This window comes from Bacteroides sp. AF20-13LB (assembly GCF_003603065.1).
In the GTDB taxonomy this organism is placed as follows: domain Bacteria; phylum Bacteroidota; class Bacteroidia; order Bacteroidales; family Bacteroidaceae; genus Bacteroides; species Bacteroides uniformis.
Genome location: NZ_QTMH01000013.1, coordinates 22,914 through 38,133, shown reverse-complemented (window position 1 = coordinate 38,133; position 15,220 = coordinate 22,914). Strand labels below are relative to the sequence as shown.

Genomic DNA, 15,220 nt, shown 5'->3' with positions numbered 1-15,220 from the left:
AAATTCAGTAGCTTTTTTATTGCTTTCAATTGATACTATCTCAACCGTGGTCCCGTTTTCTTCTTTTCTTTCACAGGCACAATCTCTTGTCGGGGTGCTTCTTGCGGCCTTATCCTTTCACTTACAGTCTCACTCTGAAGAAGCCTGTTTAAATACCGGAGGTCCTTCAGCAATTTCTGTTTGCATTCTATCTCCAGGGAATGGGCCATATTCGACATCGGGCTGGTACTTTTCTTGACAAGCGGACCGTTCAGGAGATCATCTTCTATATACAGGGTATAACGCTTCAAAATCCCTTCAATATCCTTCGGCGTTTCAGCGGCATCAATCGCCTCCTGAATGGCCTTATAATTCTTATCCATATAACAGGCCTTATACAAGTCATCGGCATGCCAGTCAAAGAAATGAAGATAGTTTTTTCCCAGTTGCTGGTTATACTCTTTTATATCGCTTTCCACAACCCCTTTCTTCTTGTCAAGATATTGCTGCAATTGTTCGATCCTTAAATCACTTTTATCCATTGTTGTCCGATTTATAGTTCCATGTCCGTTTCAGTTTTGCTCTGAAAGGATATATCCAGTTCTCTTTCCTGATGGAAATTATCCGCTATCACGAATTTAATCTCCGCATTCTTGCTGCTTCGGTTATGATAGAAGAGCGTGAATACCTGGCGGCAGGGATCGCTGTCATCCAACTCCGCTATCGAATCCAACGGTTGCATCTCCCGGTTCACCAGATAGACCTTCTTCTTGTCGTACACCTCGCCGCTGCCCTCCATCTGTATATAACCGATTTGATAGCCGGCTTCCTCATAGTTTCCGCTACGATTGAGTGTCAGACGAATCTCCACGGTTTCATCCGGGGAAATGGTCTTCTGGAGATACCAGGACGTTAGCGAGAAATCATAAGCCTGCTGTACTTCCAATTTATCATCACAGCCACCCAGCAGGCAAAGCAATGTGAGCATGATACCACTTATTATTAATTTCATCTTCATGATTTTACGTATTACTAAATGAATAATTTACTTGATTGAGTCCGTTGTCGGCTAACGCCTGATGCCCGTTTTTATCTTTCTTTCAGGCGGCTCTTCTCTCTTCTTTTCTGTTTTATTAGCCGTCTGTTGCAAATTCTCTTCGGGAGGCGTTTGCGCAAGGATATTCGCGAATTCCCGGTAATCCCTAACCAACTGCTGCATACACTCCAACTTCAGGAAATGGGCAACATTCGTTGTCCGGCTGGAACTGTTACAATCCACCTGACCGTTCAACAGTTTGCTCTCACAGTAAGCAATGTTGTCCTCAACAATATTCCGAACCGTATCCATGTCCTTTGCCCCGTCCACCGCCTGCCGGAGTATCTTATAACACCCGGACATAAAATGAGACTTATACAGGCTCTCCGCATTCCATTCGAAAAAGTGCAGGAAATTCCCATTCATCTTCTTGCTTTGTTCACGTATGTCCCGGTCTTCCCGGTTTATTTTCATATCCAGCCAATGAAGCATCTCATCCACGTTCCAATTGCCTTGTTCCATACTATTGCCGCTAATTAAAAATGTACTTGACACCGACAACTACCGCCGTGTGGAAATTCCCCACGGATGATCCGAAGAATATCCTCTGGCGGACATTGAAAAGAAAAACCAGCCTGTCGGAAAGGAACGCCTCCATCTCGAAAGCCGGGGCAAAACCATAAATGAAGCATCCGTCATTCTTTAAAGTCGCCCCGTCATAGAGCAGCTTGCAGTTCCAGTTGGTCGTCTCATAACCCGCCAGAGCGGAAAGACCGGCAGAGAAGAACACGTTCCTGCCACGGTCCGAGAAGAACGGCACGAAATAGCCTACCTCTCCGGTAAACTGCGCTTTGGGAATCGCAATGTCCTTGTAGGAATAGTGCTTCTTCACATAATCCGCCCCGAACAGCCAGCGGGAATGGTTCCGGTTATACCGGCTCAGAGCCACTCCGAGCTGAAAGTTACCACGCAGATGCTTCACATTCGAACCGAAGTCGTCCACACCGCCTAACATGAGCTGGATACCTTTCTGTCCCGGCAGGTAACGCTGGGCAAAGCATTCGCCTGCCACAAAGGGCAGACAAATGCATAACATAATAAATAAAACTCTTTTCATGATTACTCACCGATTAATTCATTCACAATACGCGCATCCACCAGATCACTGTTCTCCATATAGAACCGCTGGTGACGGCCTCCCCCTTTCTCGTAAATTTCCACTTCCAGCAACTTGTCGTCAGGAATGACAATCTTCGGGAAGGCATACACGATACGTCCCGTGCTCTTTCCCACGATGCGTGTCAGGGCATTGAGCGTGCGTACCGGTTCAATATAAGTTTCCTGCCGGGCCGTCCTTTTGGCTATCTTCTTATCCACTATCTTAAACCGCACGAAATCCACATCGAAAGGCACATTGGAATTGTTCGTCAGGGAAACATGGAAGAATATCAGGTCCTTATGCACATAAATGCCCTTCAAAAGAGCCTGCATCCCGAACTGCCTGCACCCGATATGCTTCACGTCCCTACGGTCCAGCCGGTGGATGGTGTACATCACGCTGGCAATGACCGTCGGATCTTCCTCGCCCAGTTCCGTGACACGGATGGAACTGCCTCCCTTCTTTTCTCCCTCGTCCGGGTTCATCCACTGGTCCATATTGATATTCAGCGTGGAAGGCTCCTCCTTATAAACCACATTGAAAGAAAAGAAAGAACCGTCTCCCGTAATCACGGAGAAGTTCGTCTCGCCCGGAAACTCCTTCACCGCCGCCTTGACACGCACCACATTCTCGACCCCGTCAGCTTTACCTGCGATGATATTGTTACTTCCCAGGTCCACGTAACGAACTTCAGTGGGAAAGAGGATATGCACCGTCTTTCCGAAAGTGACCTCTATCTTATAAGGAGTGATATGCTGGCCCGCCGTCAGAATCCTGACGGGATTTGCCGGTCTTTCTTCCTGTGCGAAACCGGATACCGAGGCCAGTACAGCCATCAATAATGCTATTACTATTTTCATTGTCTTATCTTTTTTATTAAAGTGAATAATCCGTTATTGTTTCTTTGTGACCAGCAGCACCTTATATCCGGCTTTCAGCGTCACCTTGACCGCACGGACCCGCCCGGCAATCAACCGCGTGCCGCCCTGCATGACTCCGCGCGTCAGGTCCATGACCACCTGCTGTCCGGCAGAACGTGCGAATGATACGCTGTTTCCCATGCTCTCGCTGACCGTCCCAGCCGCATCCTTTGCCGCATTGCGGGTTTCCGATCCGGGAACGAAAATCCCTTTTTGCCCGTCTATATCGTAAGTCGCCAACTGCACGGGGATGATATTTCCGGCATACTCGATGCTGCTGATCAGGATATCCAGACGCTCTCCCTGTATGACCGCCGCACCCGTTACCAGACTGTTCTCCGGAACGGTAATACTTCCTGCCTGCAGAGGTTGCAGCAACCGGAGTCTTACCCTGCCTCCCTGCTCAATGGTCTGGTTCTCCGAAATGCAGGCGGCGATGGTATTCGTCCCCATTTGGTAGCTGCTCCCGACAGCAGTATTAAAACCGTAATTCCTCTCGACAGTGAGCGAAGCGATAAAAGCGGAATCCGTAACAGGTCGTGAAAGGCCGGAAGTCGTCTGATACTCCGCCCGCTGAACCGGAACAACTTCCGTGGGTTCTTCTCCGACAGCTTTCTCCCGAACCGTATCCTTGTCAGGGTTCAGATACTTTGCCGCCATCCTGTAGGAACGCTCCATCAGTTCTTCACGGGTAGCCGCCTTGCTCTTTTCCTTTTCCGCCTCTTCCAGTTTTTTATTCAGTTCGTCCACTTTTCTTTCCAGATCGCCGCTTGCCGTCTCTTTGGGAGTTTCATAGAAATCATCCAACTGCCCGGAGATTTGCTCGTAGGTATTAACAGACTGTTGCAACCGGTCTCCGTCCTTTTCTTTTTCACCGGTATCGGATGATTTTCCATTATTCATCAATGTCCCGGCAAGCTGCTCCAGCGACTTCATCCGGCTTTCTTCCTCCACTTCCGCCTGCTGCTTCTCATAGGCGGCGGTCTTCTTATCAACCAGTTTGGCCGTGGTAGGCTCCGGCACGTTCACATTGAATCCTGAATTTCCGGGAGCTTCCGTCCCGTTTTCCTTGCCGGTGGGGGCAAATATTCAGTACATGACTCCCAGGAAGACCAGCACAAAGGCCGGAATCACAATGAACTTCCTTCTTTTTTCCATCTCTTCCGGTGTGAGCACCTTCTTCTCTTTTTCCGGTTCTTCCTTCAAGGCTCTGACGTTTTCCGGCTGTACCGCCGTTTCTTCTGCCGCTTCGGGCTTTTCCAAATCTTTATCTTCCATTACTCGTGGGTTTTAGGGTGATACATTATACTGTCTTTATCCGCCCGGTGGATGGAGTCCGCCGGATGGACAAACGGCAACTCCTTTTGTGTGCCGTGGGAGAGAAAACGCCCGAAAGCGCGTGTTACGGTGATAGCACATAGAACGGTACTGATAGCCAGCATGCCCACAAGCACTCCCTTACGCTCTTTTTCGGACAGCTCCTCGCAAACGTTCTTTAGCTTTTCGCTGATCTCTGTCTTTATCTTCCTGCTTTTCATTACCTTATTATATTAGCGTTCAACGGTCCTTATATCCCTGTTTTCCAAAATCTCAAAGCGTTCCGCCATGAAGCCTTGCGGATTATTATCCGACCTGACCGTACTCTGCAGGAAGCAACGGGTGACCAGGGAACGCTCGGTGATATTGCTGTTTCGGATAATCATCTGCCGGGCAAAGGTGGTGATCCGGTACGGATAGTTATCGAAATCACACTGCATGCTGTCCACCAGGACAGTCTGGTTGATATTGCCGCTGATCAGACGGTTATAATAGCCTTTCTCGTTCCAATCCCGGTAATAACTATAAAGACTCTTGTCCGCCAGATACATGGCCCGGTTGATATTGGATTCGATAGCGGCCTTATCGGGAGCCAGCGTAAAGAACAGTTCATGCATGCGGCGCACATGCTCGCGGGCCTCCACCGGACGGTTCAATGCCGCATCCTGGGATAACGCCACTATGAGTGACTTGCCCTGATCCAATACATATACCTTCTCCCGTTGCTGGTTGGCAAAGAGATAGGACCTTCAAATGGCATACGTAGTCAGCGAGGCGCAAATGCCCAGAAAGACCAACGTGAACAGACGGATCTGCCTGAACGAGGATTCGATGTTTTTTAAACTTTTAAATTCCATAATTTTATGTTTTTTCAATTTCTACTTTTTCAATAATACGGCACCGACGTTTCCCGTTGAAGCACCCGCCGCAGCACCGGCTACATTGGTCACCTTGGATGCCGTATTGTTGACATTCCGGTTATAGGAACTCATACCTCCCGCCTGGACAATCCAGTTCGAAACAGTCGGCACACAAAAATATCCGATAATGCCGATGACCATGAATATCAGATAGATGGCCGAGGAACCGTCTACGTCGATGATACTCATCGGATCGGCCATCAGGTTCATCTCTTCCTGCAGGATGAGCGTCTGTATCTTGGCAAGCATCGCCCCGAATAGGTCTGATACCGGCAGCCAGAGATAGACACTGATATAGCGTGCCAGCCATTGGATGAGCGTGTTCTGCAGCCCGTCAAAAACACTCAGGGCAAAGGCTATCGGCCCCAAAATGCTCAAGACTATCAAAAAGAAGGTACGGATCGTGTCGATGACCAGCGAGGCAGACTGGAAGAGAATCTCCAGCAATTTGCGCATGACCATCTGGACAATACCTTGCAGGGAGAAGGCATACGAAACCTCATACATGGTCTGCAAGGCCGTATGTTCCTCCTCACTCCAGCCCATGTTATCCAGTTCCGCATCCAGCTCCTCATTGTAAGCAAAGACACGTCCGGTCATCATCGTCTTAGCCATCATGTCCGCACGGAGCTTGTCCTTCTCCTGCTGGTACTTCTGCAAGTCGAAGGTCTGGTCACGGAGCAGCATTCCGGTTCCCTGAACGATGGGGCTAAAGATACCGTTGAGAGTTCCCAGCACCATCACGTCAAAGAAAAGGATACACATGCCCAGGACAAAAGGCCGTAACATCGAAAAGACATCGATGGGCTCCGCACGGGAGAGAGACTGCCAGACACGGTAAGCGATATAGAACAAAGCCCCTAATGCAGCGAGTGCCATCGCCATGTCCATCATCGGGTGGCAGAGTTTGGTCATCGTATCATAGAGATTCCGAAGAATCTGGTGCATATTTTCAAATGAAATGGATAATAATACCATAATTGATTCTTTTAAAATTGTAGACTACCAATAACGCTCATCCTTGCCGTACAGGTCGAATACCTGTTGCTGCTCGTTCTTCTCCTTGGCACGCAGGTAGGATACATGCAGGTTCTTGCGGGTGTAGTAGTTGGCCAATTCCTTGTAATGTGTCATTTCCCTGTATACCCGGTTCACCAGGTCGATGCGTTCCTTGTCGTTCATGGACATGCCGGTGGGGTTGATGATATTCTTCAGCTCTGCAATGCTGCGGCTGCTCTTCTTCATGATGGTGTTATAACCGGCAGCTATCGCATTCAGTTCCCGCTGGCTGAAATTCTTGTCGGTCAGCATCTTGCCGAAATTGTTTACATAAATTTCAGAAATGTCACTGAGCATCAGGACGGACTCTTTTACTTTCTCACTGCCGCTGATCAAGTCATTCACCTTACGCAGTTTATCATAATACTCACGCCCCTGTTCGAAAATCTTTGAGGTCTCTTTCCATGTGGAAAGTGCATTTTGAGCCGTTTCAGATGTTTCCACCATTTCATTGACACTGTTCACGATACCCTGGACGAGGTTGCCCGGATCGCTGACCACCCATTGTGCCTGCACGCTTGCCGGTACCATAAAGGGCGACAGGACAAACAACATGCTTAAAATTCTCTTTTTCATTGCTTCTTGATTTTAATCGTTTATTTTTTCTTTTTCTTCTCTTTAGCCAACACGCGGATCGCCTGCTCCATATTACCGCCCAGCTTCTCGGTCATTTGTGTGACTTCCAACTTTTCGGTTTCTTCTGTGGTATAGGTGAGATACTCCTCGACAGAGGTCTCTGTTGCATAGACAGCAGACTGGACACCACCCAGACCAATCCAAACTTCCTTATACTTCCTTGCCGGATCGTTAGCCTGATTGATAGACAGGATTTGTCCTTTTTCTTTGTCGGTCAGTCCGAGCAGGGACTGTACGGAGTCAAACTTGTTGATATACTTTCGCTGATCCAATAGAATCTTGCAATCGGCATTGTTGATGATGGTGTCCTTGATAATGGGACTTGACACGATATCATCCAACTCTTGAGTGACAACCACAGCCTCACCGAAGTACTTTCTAACCGTTTTGTGTAGGCTAAGCACCCAGCGCCTTATCATATTTCTATGGTAGGTTTCCAAATGCTCGCCCCCGAACCGGACTTACACCTCTCAGCGTATCCGGCTCTCCACTAATTTCAGTCTATCTTTCCGTCATGTATCTTCTTGTGACAACTCCTGCACACGGCAATCGTCTTGCGTTTACGGGCAATCATGTGTCGTTCCCAGCTTTCCTTTCCCTGCAAGTTCTTTAGTTTCCTTACATGGTGCATAACAAGGTCGTCTGTCGCTCCACATAATTCACACTCACGGGCTTTCAGCCTTTCAACAAGGCTTGTCCGCCCCGCAGTATAAATTGTTCGTGGCATAATGTCACATTCCGATTTATAGGTGGGCTTCTTTCGTTTGAAGCCACCGTCGTAAAAGTATCTTTCCTTTACACCAGTTTTAGTCATGTGCGTTACGATAAACCTACCGTTCTTACGATATTTCTTGTTTACCTTACGTGTTCGGCACTTATATTTGCCTGCAAACGTTTTGTACATGCTGTATTCCATGATGTACTTGAAATTATTCAAGGCATGGGCGCAGTTGTTGGCTATGGAGTAGTAATTATAGAACCCCACGATTTCCCGATTATAACTATCAAGGATTTCAAGGTCGTCATTGAATATCAGTCCCGATTTACATTTCGGTTTCCATATTTCCTTTCCGTTACGGTTTGTCAGTTCCAAGACTCCCCAATCGAAAAGTTTTTTACGGACTGTTTCCGTACTGACATTCAAGCAGACCCTTTTACCATAGGTTCTTCTCAATCTACCCCGTTTATCCCGTCTTTGGTCATTGGACTTTCTTACAGTGATTTCATATCCGAGAAACTTGGCCGGTCTTTCCGTGTGAGTGACAAGTGTCTTTTCATCGGACAGCTCCAATGCCAGTCTGTCAGCAAGGAAGTTTTTAATATCTTCTTTTATCTGTTGCGCATCCTGCTTGCTTCCGATAATTCCCACAAGAAAATCATCTGCATATCTTGCATATTTCATCCTTCTGTAATCGGCATCCATTTCTTCGCCGTTGGGATATTTAGCCCGTCCTTGTTCTATTGCTTTCAGTTCAAGGATTAGCTTTGTCCTTTGCCTTTCGTCTTTTACGAACTTCAATCTTCGCACAATACGTTTTCTTGCATTGCCAAAGTCCATACTTTCTCTACTGAATTTTCGTTTCTTCCCTTTGTCGAATTTGGCTGTGTATTCCTTTATATACTTATCCAGCTTGTCAAGGTATATATTAGCCAATATCGGGCTGATGATACCCCCTTGCGGTGTGCCACTGTAAGTATTGTGGAATTGCCAGTCTTCGATATATCCCGCTTTCATAAACTTGCGTATCAATCGGATGAAGCGTTCATCCGCAATACGCTCCAAGAGAATGTTTATCAATACATCATGGTTTATATTATCAAAGAAGCCTTTTATGTCTCCCTCCACAAACCATTTTGCACCATTAAACTCCTTTTGGATATGAGTTAATGCAGTATGGCAGCTTCGATTGGGACGGAAACCATGCGAGGTGTATTCAAAATTTCCCTCGTATATGGCTTCCAGTACCATTCTTACTACTTCTTGTATCAACTTGTCATTGAAAGTCGGCACGCCAAGAGGTCTTTTCTTACCGTTTTTCTTCGGTATGTACACCCTCTTTGACGGTTGGGGCTGGTACGTTTCATCTTTTAACGTATCAATCAACTTTTCAATTCGTTTCAGGCTCATGTTGTCAATGGTCTGACCGTCTGAACCTTTAGTCATGTTACCCTCTTTAGCGTAGATACGCTGATAGGCAACGTAGAACATTTCCTCATTGAACAAAATTCTGTAAAGACGTTCAAACTTATAGCTTGCATCCTTACTGTGTTCTGATAGACTGTTTAATACTCTTTCTGGACTTCTCATAATGTCTCTCACATTTTCCGTTAATTGTATTAATAATTAGCTGCTTCCCTTCGCCATGTACAAGGCGTTACCTTGCTCAAACTACTATGGAAGCTCCGTTACCACTCCGAATTTTCATAGGTCGAACCTAATAGCCTTTCGGCACTTCGGGATAGGTAATCCCCGTTTATTACATCGTAACTGTTGGCATGATAGATTGTCGGATACGACTTCCGTCCTTTACTCGCTTACTGCGGTTGTGTCGTGATAAGTTCTTGCTACCTTCATTCCTATACACTGAAGTAGTATCACGATATGGCGATTGATAGTTACCTTACGCCATAGCCTCAAGGGGGACCATTCGGACTATCGTTCAATCAATTCGGACTTTATCCTCATATCTATCTTTTCATCTCGCCATTCAGTCGCAGTTTGGTAACTAACTGACTTATGACTTTTCCGACATGCTACACTCCCTGCTCGGTTAAGTTTTCCCGAAACAGATAAGTCGGCTGATGATAGGTCATTTTCAAAGAACACTTTCCTAATCTCTTGCCAAAGAGATATTTACGATGCAACCTTTACGGGCGCACACAAAAACTTTATATAATCGGCCATGCCTTCCCGTGCGATAGCCTTCCAAGCTTCTTCCACAACTATCATCTTCCGAACCCCATGCAAACGTCTCATTTTGTTAATAAACGCCTCCATGATGATGACAGTCACGACCGGGAAAAGGATTTTGTGCTCCTTAATTTCGTCAATTTCAAATACCACAAAACGCTTGTTCAACAGGTCGAGCTGCTCATCCGAATTCAGCAGATAATCATATTCTCCACCACGGTAGTATGGAGCCAATACATTCAGAAAGTTAGTGAGATCGAAATCCTTCTCGCGGTAATGCTTCTCCTCCAGTATTCCACGGAACTCTCCCTGTACGAACTCGTAGAAAGTATTAAAAGAAGGAACCAGTTCATTGTCCTCCTTTATCTTTTCAAGGAACAGGTTAACCGCCATTGAAAGGGCTACTTCCTCGGCACGGGTAATGACTTCCGTATCCCTTTTCCAGAGTGACATGATCAGTGTTTTAATGGACTCTTTCTTCTCCAGGTCAAAGACCTTATCCTCGGTAAAGAATGGATTAAAAGCTATCGGGCGTTTTTCACTATAGGTATAATACACACCGTCCTCACCGTTTGTACGCTGATGGATCAGGTCGCATAAGCCCTTGTAACTGTTACCTATATCGATCAATATAATGTGGGTGCCCTGTTCCCAATATTGCCTGACGAGATGGTTCATAAAAAACGACTTGCCCGAACCGGATGGCCCGATGACCAGCTTGTTACGGTTGGTTGTAATACCGCGACGCATCGGCTCGTCCGAAATATCCAGATGCAGGGGCTTCCCGTTTGTCCGGTCTGCCATTTTGATACCGAAGGGCGACAGGGAATCCGCATAGTTCGTCTCTTCCGTGAAAAAGCAGACTCCCTGTTCGATGAAAGTAAAAAAGGACTCCTCCGAAGGGAAATCCCCCTCACCGCCGGGAATGCCCGCCCAATACAAGGCAGGCGCGTCAATGGTATTGTAACGGGGCTTGCATCCCATCAGGGCCAGGGCGGAACCGGTATCGTTCTTTATCACCTTGAGCTTCTCCCGGTTGTCCGACCATGCCATGACATTGCAATGGCAACGGATGGCGGTCAGCCCGAAAGAATGCGCCTCGTCCAGATACGCGTCAATCCACTGCTTGTTGAGCTGGTTGGCACGGCTGTACTTGGAAAGCGAGTGCATGTTACGTGCCGTCTTCTCAAAGCGTTGCAGGATTTCTGCCGAATCATCAATGAACAGGAACTGGTTATAGATATGGTCACAGGAGAGCATCAGCCCCACAGGAGCGGCAAAACTCAGACGGCAGTCACTGCGGTCGGTGGAGTATTTCTCATAGCGGGTATCCGTCTGGACACTGCCGGGAAGATCATCCACGTCGGAAAGCGTATGCACGCAGAGCGTATTGTCCCCGATGCGCATCTTGGACGCGCTCATCTGTATATCCTTCAGTGTGGTCGTGTCCTGTTGTGAAAGAGAAAAATATTTCTCGATCAGTCCGGCCTGTTGCGGTGTGCCGACAATCTCATCGGTGGTCAACCGTTCCAGACGGATAAAGACCGAGTCATTCAGGATGCGCTCGAACTGGTCGACACTCTCCAGAAAGCGGCTGACCGCATCCTTGTCCCGGACTTCCTTCGGAATGATATTCCCCCGGCAGAGGATGGAGAAATTGCTCCGGCTACGGCTGCGCTCCCTAGTCGTCTTAGTGATGAACAGGTAAGAAAAATGATTTAAATAAGGCCGTTCATTGAAATGCAGCTCGAAAGAACGATCCAGAAAGCTCATCCCGTCTTTATGCGTGTCGGCCCTGTAATTCTCTTTCAGGAACCAGTCCTGGCGGTGTACTATCGTATAGTTCGGCAGTACCTTGACTGCCTTTGTTCATGTGCCGTGCATGGATACATAATCTGCGGAAGTGACCGTGAACAGCTCCGGCAGAAAGACCTTGAAGCCGATGGTCACGTCCGCGTCTTTGGAGAGAATGCACCCTTCCTCCACGGACAGGATCGGAAACTTACTTTCCAGCGTTGCGGCTTTTAATATATTTCTCATGAATGCGTTTTTTAAATAAGGAAGATATACGTTTGCGATTGATGATATAGGACGGGTGGTACTTGACTGCGGCCAGCTTCATCAGGCCGTTGGGACCATACTTCTTGTTCAGGTAGAACACCCCGAAGATCAGAGAGAAAGCGGAGAGGACACCGAAACCGATACAGAACCACCGGTCAATACCTATCATATAGAAGATGACGAACAGCAGGAAAATGGCCAGCAAGCCCCCGACAAAGAAGTACAGGTATTGTGCCTGCAAGCCGTTGAATTCCACGTTGCGGCCGATTCCCTTGTTGATATTGTATTCCATAGTCTGCTATATTACAGGAAGAAGGAACGAAGGACTGTCGCCGCGACGATGAGGAAGACGCAGGCTCCAAACCAGCTCCCGGCGGTTTTACCTGTGTCGGGGTCGCCGCTGCTGAACTTCGAATATACCTTAATGGCACCTATCAGCCCCACAATAGCCCCTGCCGCATATATCAACTTGGTGGCGGGGTCAAAATAACCGGTAAGCATGGATGTAGCCTTTGTTATACCGGCACTTCCGTCCCCTTCGGCATAGGCACCCAAGGTGGAAACAGCTATTCATGCGATAAGCGCAACCGTCTTTTTAAAATGTCTTTTCATATGCAATCTAATTTTTTAGTGTGAATAAAAATCTTGTTTCAAACAATCCGCAGGAAGTTGCCCTCCTGCGGATTTGTCTCTTGCAACCACGATGTCTTTTTAGAATCAACCTGAGTCATAGTAACCAATCATAGGTACCTCCGTTTTTAAGGGGTTAATCACTCTTTTAATGTTCGCTCCGGTAAAGGGAAAGGATCAACCGGAATCATAGAAGCCTCTCATATCTCTATATCTTCTTTTCTAACAGGTTATACACTACGTCTCAAGAACCCGTCCTGCCCGGATCAACCGGAGTCAAAGAAATCTTTCATGCTTTTTCGTCTTTTTAGGTTATACATTCTGTTTTAAAACTCGCTGCACCCGGATCAACCGGAATCATAATACTGTCTCATATTCCTTACTTGTTCTATTTATTCGGGCACATGCTCCCTAATATCAAATTCCCGGAGAATGTCGTCCCTATTCTTTCCTGTCAATAAATGGGGCTCGCCCCGGTCCACATACAAGCGCATATAGCGTTTCAGTTTATCGCTGCTTCCCAGGACGCTCGCCTGCAGTACCCTTTCCATGTTCGTGCCTTCCAGCTTTTGGAAAGTCTGCCGGGCCTGTTCCTGTTCCGCTTCCGTAAGTTCGTCCGATGCCATTGCTTTCTCAATCATATCCATATCGTCAAAGGTGACACCGGTTGCCCGGTGGGGATTGCTCCGCTGTACGTATCCTGTAATCTCGTAGCGTTCGGGAATCTCCTCTTTTTCTTCACCGGAAGAAGGAGAGGCCTCCCGCATATAATCAATTTCAGGATAATTCAGTTTTTGAAAAGGAGCCGGGACTTCCGGGAATTTCGTATTCTTATCAAGGGGTTCGCGCACTCGGAGAACCGGCTCTGTTTTCTTTTCGGGAGTAAAGGTATCACTCTTTTCTATGCCTGATTCAGGCTGTCCGCTATTGTCATCTATTGTCAGTGATTGTCGTATTTGGTATCGGCTTTTGCCTATTATTTCCGTCTCGGATGAGGAAGCTGCCGGATGGATGGTGACAGGCGTAGCCCGACGTTCCTTCCTGTCCTTTCTGCCTCTCCATGTGAAAATGCTGCCTGTATGCACATACTTTTCAATACTCAGGTAAGAGGCATAAATGAACAGGATAATAAAAAGGTATTCCATGTCCTTATGATTTTAGTGATTGGTAATACTTCTCCAGCACGGCATTTATCAATCCGCCGTTCTCTTCGAAATGATGTGCCAGCACCTGGTTTACAAAACCGGCTACGGTCACTTCGCCACGTCCTACCGCCCATACCAGGGACGAGATGCGGCGATGCAGGCCGGCATCGATATGCAATGATTTACGGGATTTGGTTCTGACCGTATTCAGGAAGGACGCCCTGTAAGCGTCGATTTCCCCGGTGGTAAAGACCGGAGCTTCGCTACTCCCGGCAATCTCCTCTACCGTATCCTCCGGCTTCGGGGATGCACTCGTTGCAGGGGAGTCCGGTCGTATCGTCCCTTTCCTGGCGACAATATCCAATATGGCCTTCTCGTCAATGCTCCGGGGGTCAAATCTCTTTTTTCCGCTGTCCATAATTCCCCTTATTATAAGGTATGGGTGGTATCCAGATGTGTTACGGCACATAACTCATCTATCAGTTCACAGAGGCCCGAACCTTTTATCTGGCGGTTGTCGGGAGGGAACAGTGTGGAACGGAAGATACTGTTCTTCAGGGAGCTCAGCTCCTTGTTATAGCGTTTGGTATCCGGTATCCGTGACTCCAGCAGGCGTAACTCCGCTTTTTGTATGACGCGGTTCCAGGACTCGTAGCTTTCTGTCCGTTCACGCTTGTCGACCATGTTCCAGAAAAGATAGATGCCTTTCAGGTTACAGTTGTGCCTGGCAATCAGTTCTTCCTCCACCACCTCGGCAAACTGGAGGGAACTCTGCATGACGACATTATCTGCCTTTAGGGGGATGAAAATGTAATCTATTGCGGAAATGGTATGGACAACCCCTTCGCTGCGGAGGGTTCCCGGAAGGTCGAACAGTACGACATCAAAGACGGCATCCTGCTCTTCGATGTAGCGGTACAGGTCTTCTATAGCTTTCTCCGGATTGCTTTTGATTACCGGATAGGAACGTTTCCGGATTTGTTCATGCTGCCGGTAGAGGGCCACTTTGAGAAAATCACTTTCCTGCACGCTTTCTATGTCCCGGTCACGCATCCGGGAGATGCTGTGCTGGGGGGAGTCGCAATCCACGACACCCACCTTCAGACCTTTCTGGTAGTGAAGGATACTGGCCACCAGAACTGTGAAGGCAGACTTTCCGACTCCTCCTTTCTGGCTGGCAAAGGCAATTAATAACGGTTCTTTTTTCATACGCTTTCTTTATATAATCAGATAAAAATATAATGCTGTAAAACTGTAATGCTTATAATTGTATATCGTTCTACACTGCAAAAGAAAGGAATGCCGGGAAAAGATGAAATACCCTGTCACGGATAGTCATGGATAGTCAGGAATTGACAGGAGGAAATGCCGTCAGGCAGACAGGAAAGGTTGCAATGAAAAAAGAAAAATCCCTGCCTCATCTTTGAAGCAGGGACTAATAATAAAG

General features: G+C 47.4%; 18 protein-coding genes and 2 pseudogenes. All 20 read right to left on the bottom strand.

Annotation, left to right across the window (positions count from 1 at the left end):
* Nucleotides 1-35 precede the first annotated feature (35 nt).
* The 20 genes and pseudogenes from DWX62_RS16360 to DWX62_RS16265 all read right to left on the bottom strand — a co-directional run bounded on the left by DWX62_RS16360 (nucleotide 36) and on the right by DWX62_RS16265 (nucleotide 14,982).
* Nucleotides 36-521: a hypothetical protein gene (locus tag DWX62_RS16360; protein WP_005680086.1), complete on the bottom strand. Its 486-nt coding sequence runs from the start codon at nucleotides 519-521 to the stop codon at nucleotides 36-38.
* A gap of 11 nt (nucleotides 522-532) precedes the next feature.
* Nucleotides 533-997, bottom strand: a complete 465-nt coding sequence (locus DWX62_RS16355) for a TraQ conjugal transfer family protein (protein WP_005680087.1) — start codon at nucleotides 995-997, stop codon at nucleotides 533-535.
* 51 nt (nucleotides 998-1,048) lie between these two features.
* Nucleotides 1,049-1,537: a hypothetical protein gene (locus DWX62_RS16350; RefSeq protein ID WP_005680089.1), complete on the bottom strand. Its 489-nt coding sequence runs from the start codon at nucleotides 1,535-1,537 to the stop codon at nucleotides 1,049-1,051.
* Nucleotides 1,538-1,547: 10 nt separating this feature from the next.
* The gene (locus DWX62_RS16345) at nucleotides 1,548-2,132 is read right to left on the bottom strand and encodes a conjugal transfer protein TraO (protein WP_120173020.1); all 585 of its coding nucleotides are present in this window, start codon (nucleotides 2,130-2,132) and stop codon (nucleotides 1,548-1,550) included.
* A gap of 2 nt (nucleotides 2,133-2,134) precedes the next feature.
* Nucleotides 2,135-3,034: a conjugative transposon protein TraN gene (gene traN / locus DWX62_RS16340; RefSeq protein ID WP_005680091.1), complete on the bottom strand. Its 900-nt coding sequence runs from the start codon at nucleotides 3,032-3,034 to the stop codon at nucleotides 2,135-2,137.
* Nucleotides 3,035-3,067: 33 nt separating this feature from the next.
* Nucleotides 3,068-4,183 carry a conjugative transposon protein TraM gene (gene traM / locus DWX62_RS16335; RefSeq protein ID WP_074706886.1) on the bottom strand — a complete coding sequence of 372 codons (1,116 nt, stop codon included), beginning with the start codon at nucleotides 4,181-4,183 and terminating at the stop codon, nucleotides 3,068-3,070.
* Entirely contained in the window at nucleotides 4,184-4,372 is a 189-nt protein-coding gene (locus tag DWX62_RS16330) for a hypothetical protein (RefSeq protein ID WP_005680093.1), read from the bottom strand.
* Nucleotides 4,372-4,632 carry a hypothetical protein gene (locus tag DWX62_RS16325; RefSeq protein ID WP_005680094.1) on the bottom strand — a complete coding sequence of 87 codons (261 nt, stop codon included), beginning with the start codon at nucleotides 4,630-4,632 and terminating at the stop codon, nucleotides 4,372-4,374. The genes DWX62_RS16330 and DWX62_RS16325 overlap by 1 nt, the downstream gene beginning before the upstream one ends.
* Nucleotides 4,633-4,644: 12 nt before the next feature.
* Nucleotides 4,645-5,268: pseudogene (gene traK, locus DWX62_RS16320) on the bottom strand (conjugative transposon protein TraK).
* A 21-nt stretch (nucleotides 5,269-5,289) separates the two neighbouring features.
* A complete protein-coding gene (gene traJ / locus DWX62_RS16315; protein WP_008644756.1) occupies nucleotides 5,290-6,309 on the bottom strand; it encodes a conjugative transposon protein TraJ in 1,020 nt (339 codons plus the stop codon).
* Nucleotides 6,310-6,333: 24 nt separating this feature from the next.
* Entirely contained in the window at nucleotides 6,334-6,966 is a 633-nt protein-coding gene (locus DWX62_RS16310; RefSeq protein WP_005680097.1) for a DUF4141 domain-containing protein, read from the bottom strand.
* Nucleotides 6,967-6,986: 20 nt separating this feature from the next.
* Nucleotides 6,987-7,430 (bottom strand): conjugal transfer protein TraG, encoded by a 444-nt coding sequence (locus DWX62_RS16305; RefSeq protein ID WP_255344453.1) that lies wholly within the window; start codon nucleotides 7,428-7,430, stop codon nucleotides 6,987-6,989.
* A gap of 92 nt (nucleotides 7,431-7,522) precedes the next feature.
* Nucleotides 7,523-9,334, bottom strand: coding sequence for a reverse transcriptase/maturase family protein (locus tag DWX62_RS16300; RefSeq protein ID WP_004318718.1), 1,812 nt, complete (start codon nucleotides 9,332-9,334; stop codon nucleotides 7,523-7,525).
* Between the two features lie 546 nt (nucleotides 9,335-9,880).
* A pseudogene (locus DWX62_RS16295) lies at nucleotides 9,881-11,791 on the bottom strand (TraG family conjugative transposon ATPase); the annotation flags it as partial.
* Nucleotides 11,792-11,806: 15 nt separating this feature from the next.
* A complete protein-coding gene (locus DWX62_RS22545) occupies nucleotides 11,807-11,977 on the bottom strand; it encodes a DUF3875 domain-containing protein (RefSeq protein ID WP_005680104.1) in 171 nt (56 codons plus the stop codon).
* Nucleotides 11,940-12,290: a DUF4133 domain-containing protein gene (locus DWX62_RS16285; RefSeq protein WP_008643641.1), complete on the bottom strand. Its 351-nt coding sequence runs from the start codon at nucleotides 12,288-12,290 to the stop codon at nucleotides 11,940-11,942. The genes DWX62_RS22545 and DWX62_RS16285 overlap by 38 nt, the downstream gene beginning before the upstream one ends.
* Before the next feature lie 11 nt (nucleotides 12,291-12,301).
* A complete protein-coding gene (locus DWX62_RS16280; RefSeq protein ID WP_085931613.1) occupies nucleotides 12,302-12,568 on the bottom strand; it encodes a DUF4134 domain-containing protein in 267 nt (88 codons plus the stop codon).
* A gap of 452 nt (nucleotides 12,569-13,020) precedes the next feature.
* Entirely contained in the window at nucleotides 13,021-13,773 is a 753-nt protein-coding gene (locus DWX62_RS16275; RefSeq protein WP_008643639.1) for a hypothetical protein, read from the bottom strand.
* Nucleotides 13,774-13,777: 4 nt separating this feature from the next.
* Nucleotides 13,778-14,191, bottom strand: coding sequence for a DUF3408 domain-containing protein (locus DWX62_RS16270; protein WP_008643638.1), 414 nt, complete (start codon nucleotides 14,189-14,191; stop codon nucleotides 13,778-13,780).
* Between the two features lie 11 nt (nucleotides 14,192-14,202).
* Nucleotides 14,203-14,982, bottom strand: a complete 780-nt coding sequence (locus DWX62_RS16265) for a division plane positioning ATPase MipZ (protein ID WP_032846780.1) — start codon at nucleotides 14,980-14,982, stop codon at nucleotides 14,203-14,205.
* Nucleotides 14,983-15,220: the final 238 nt, after the last annotated feature.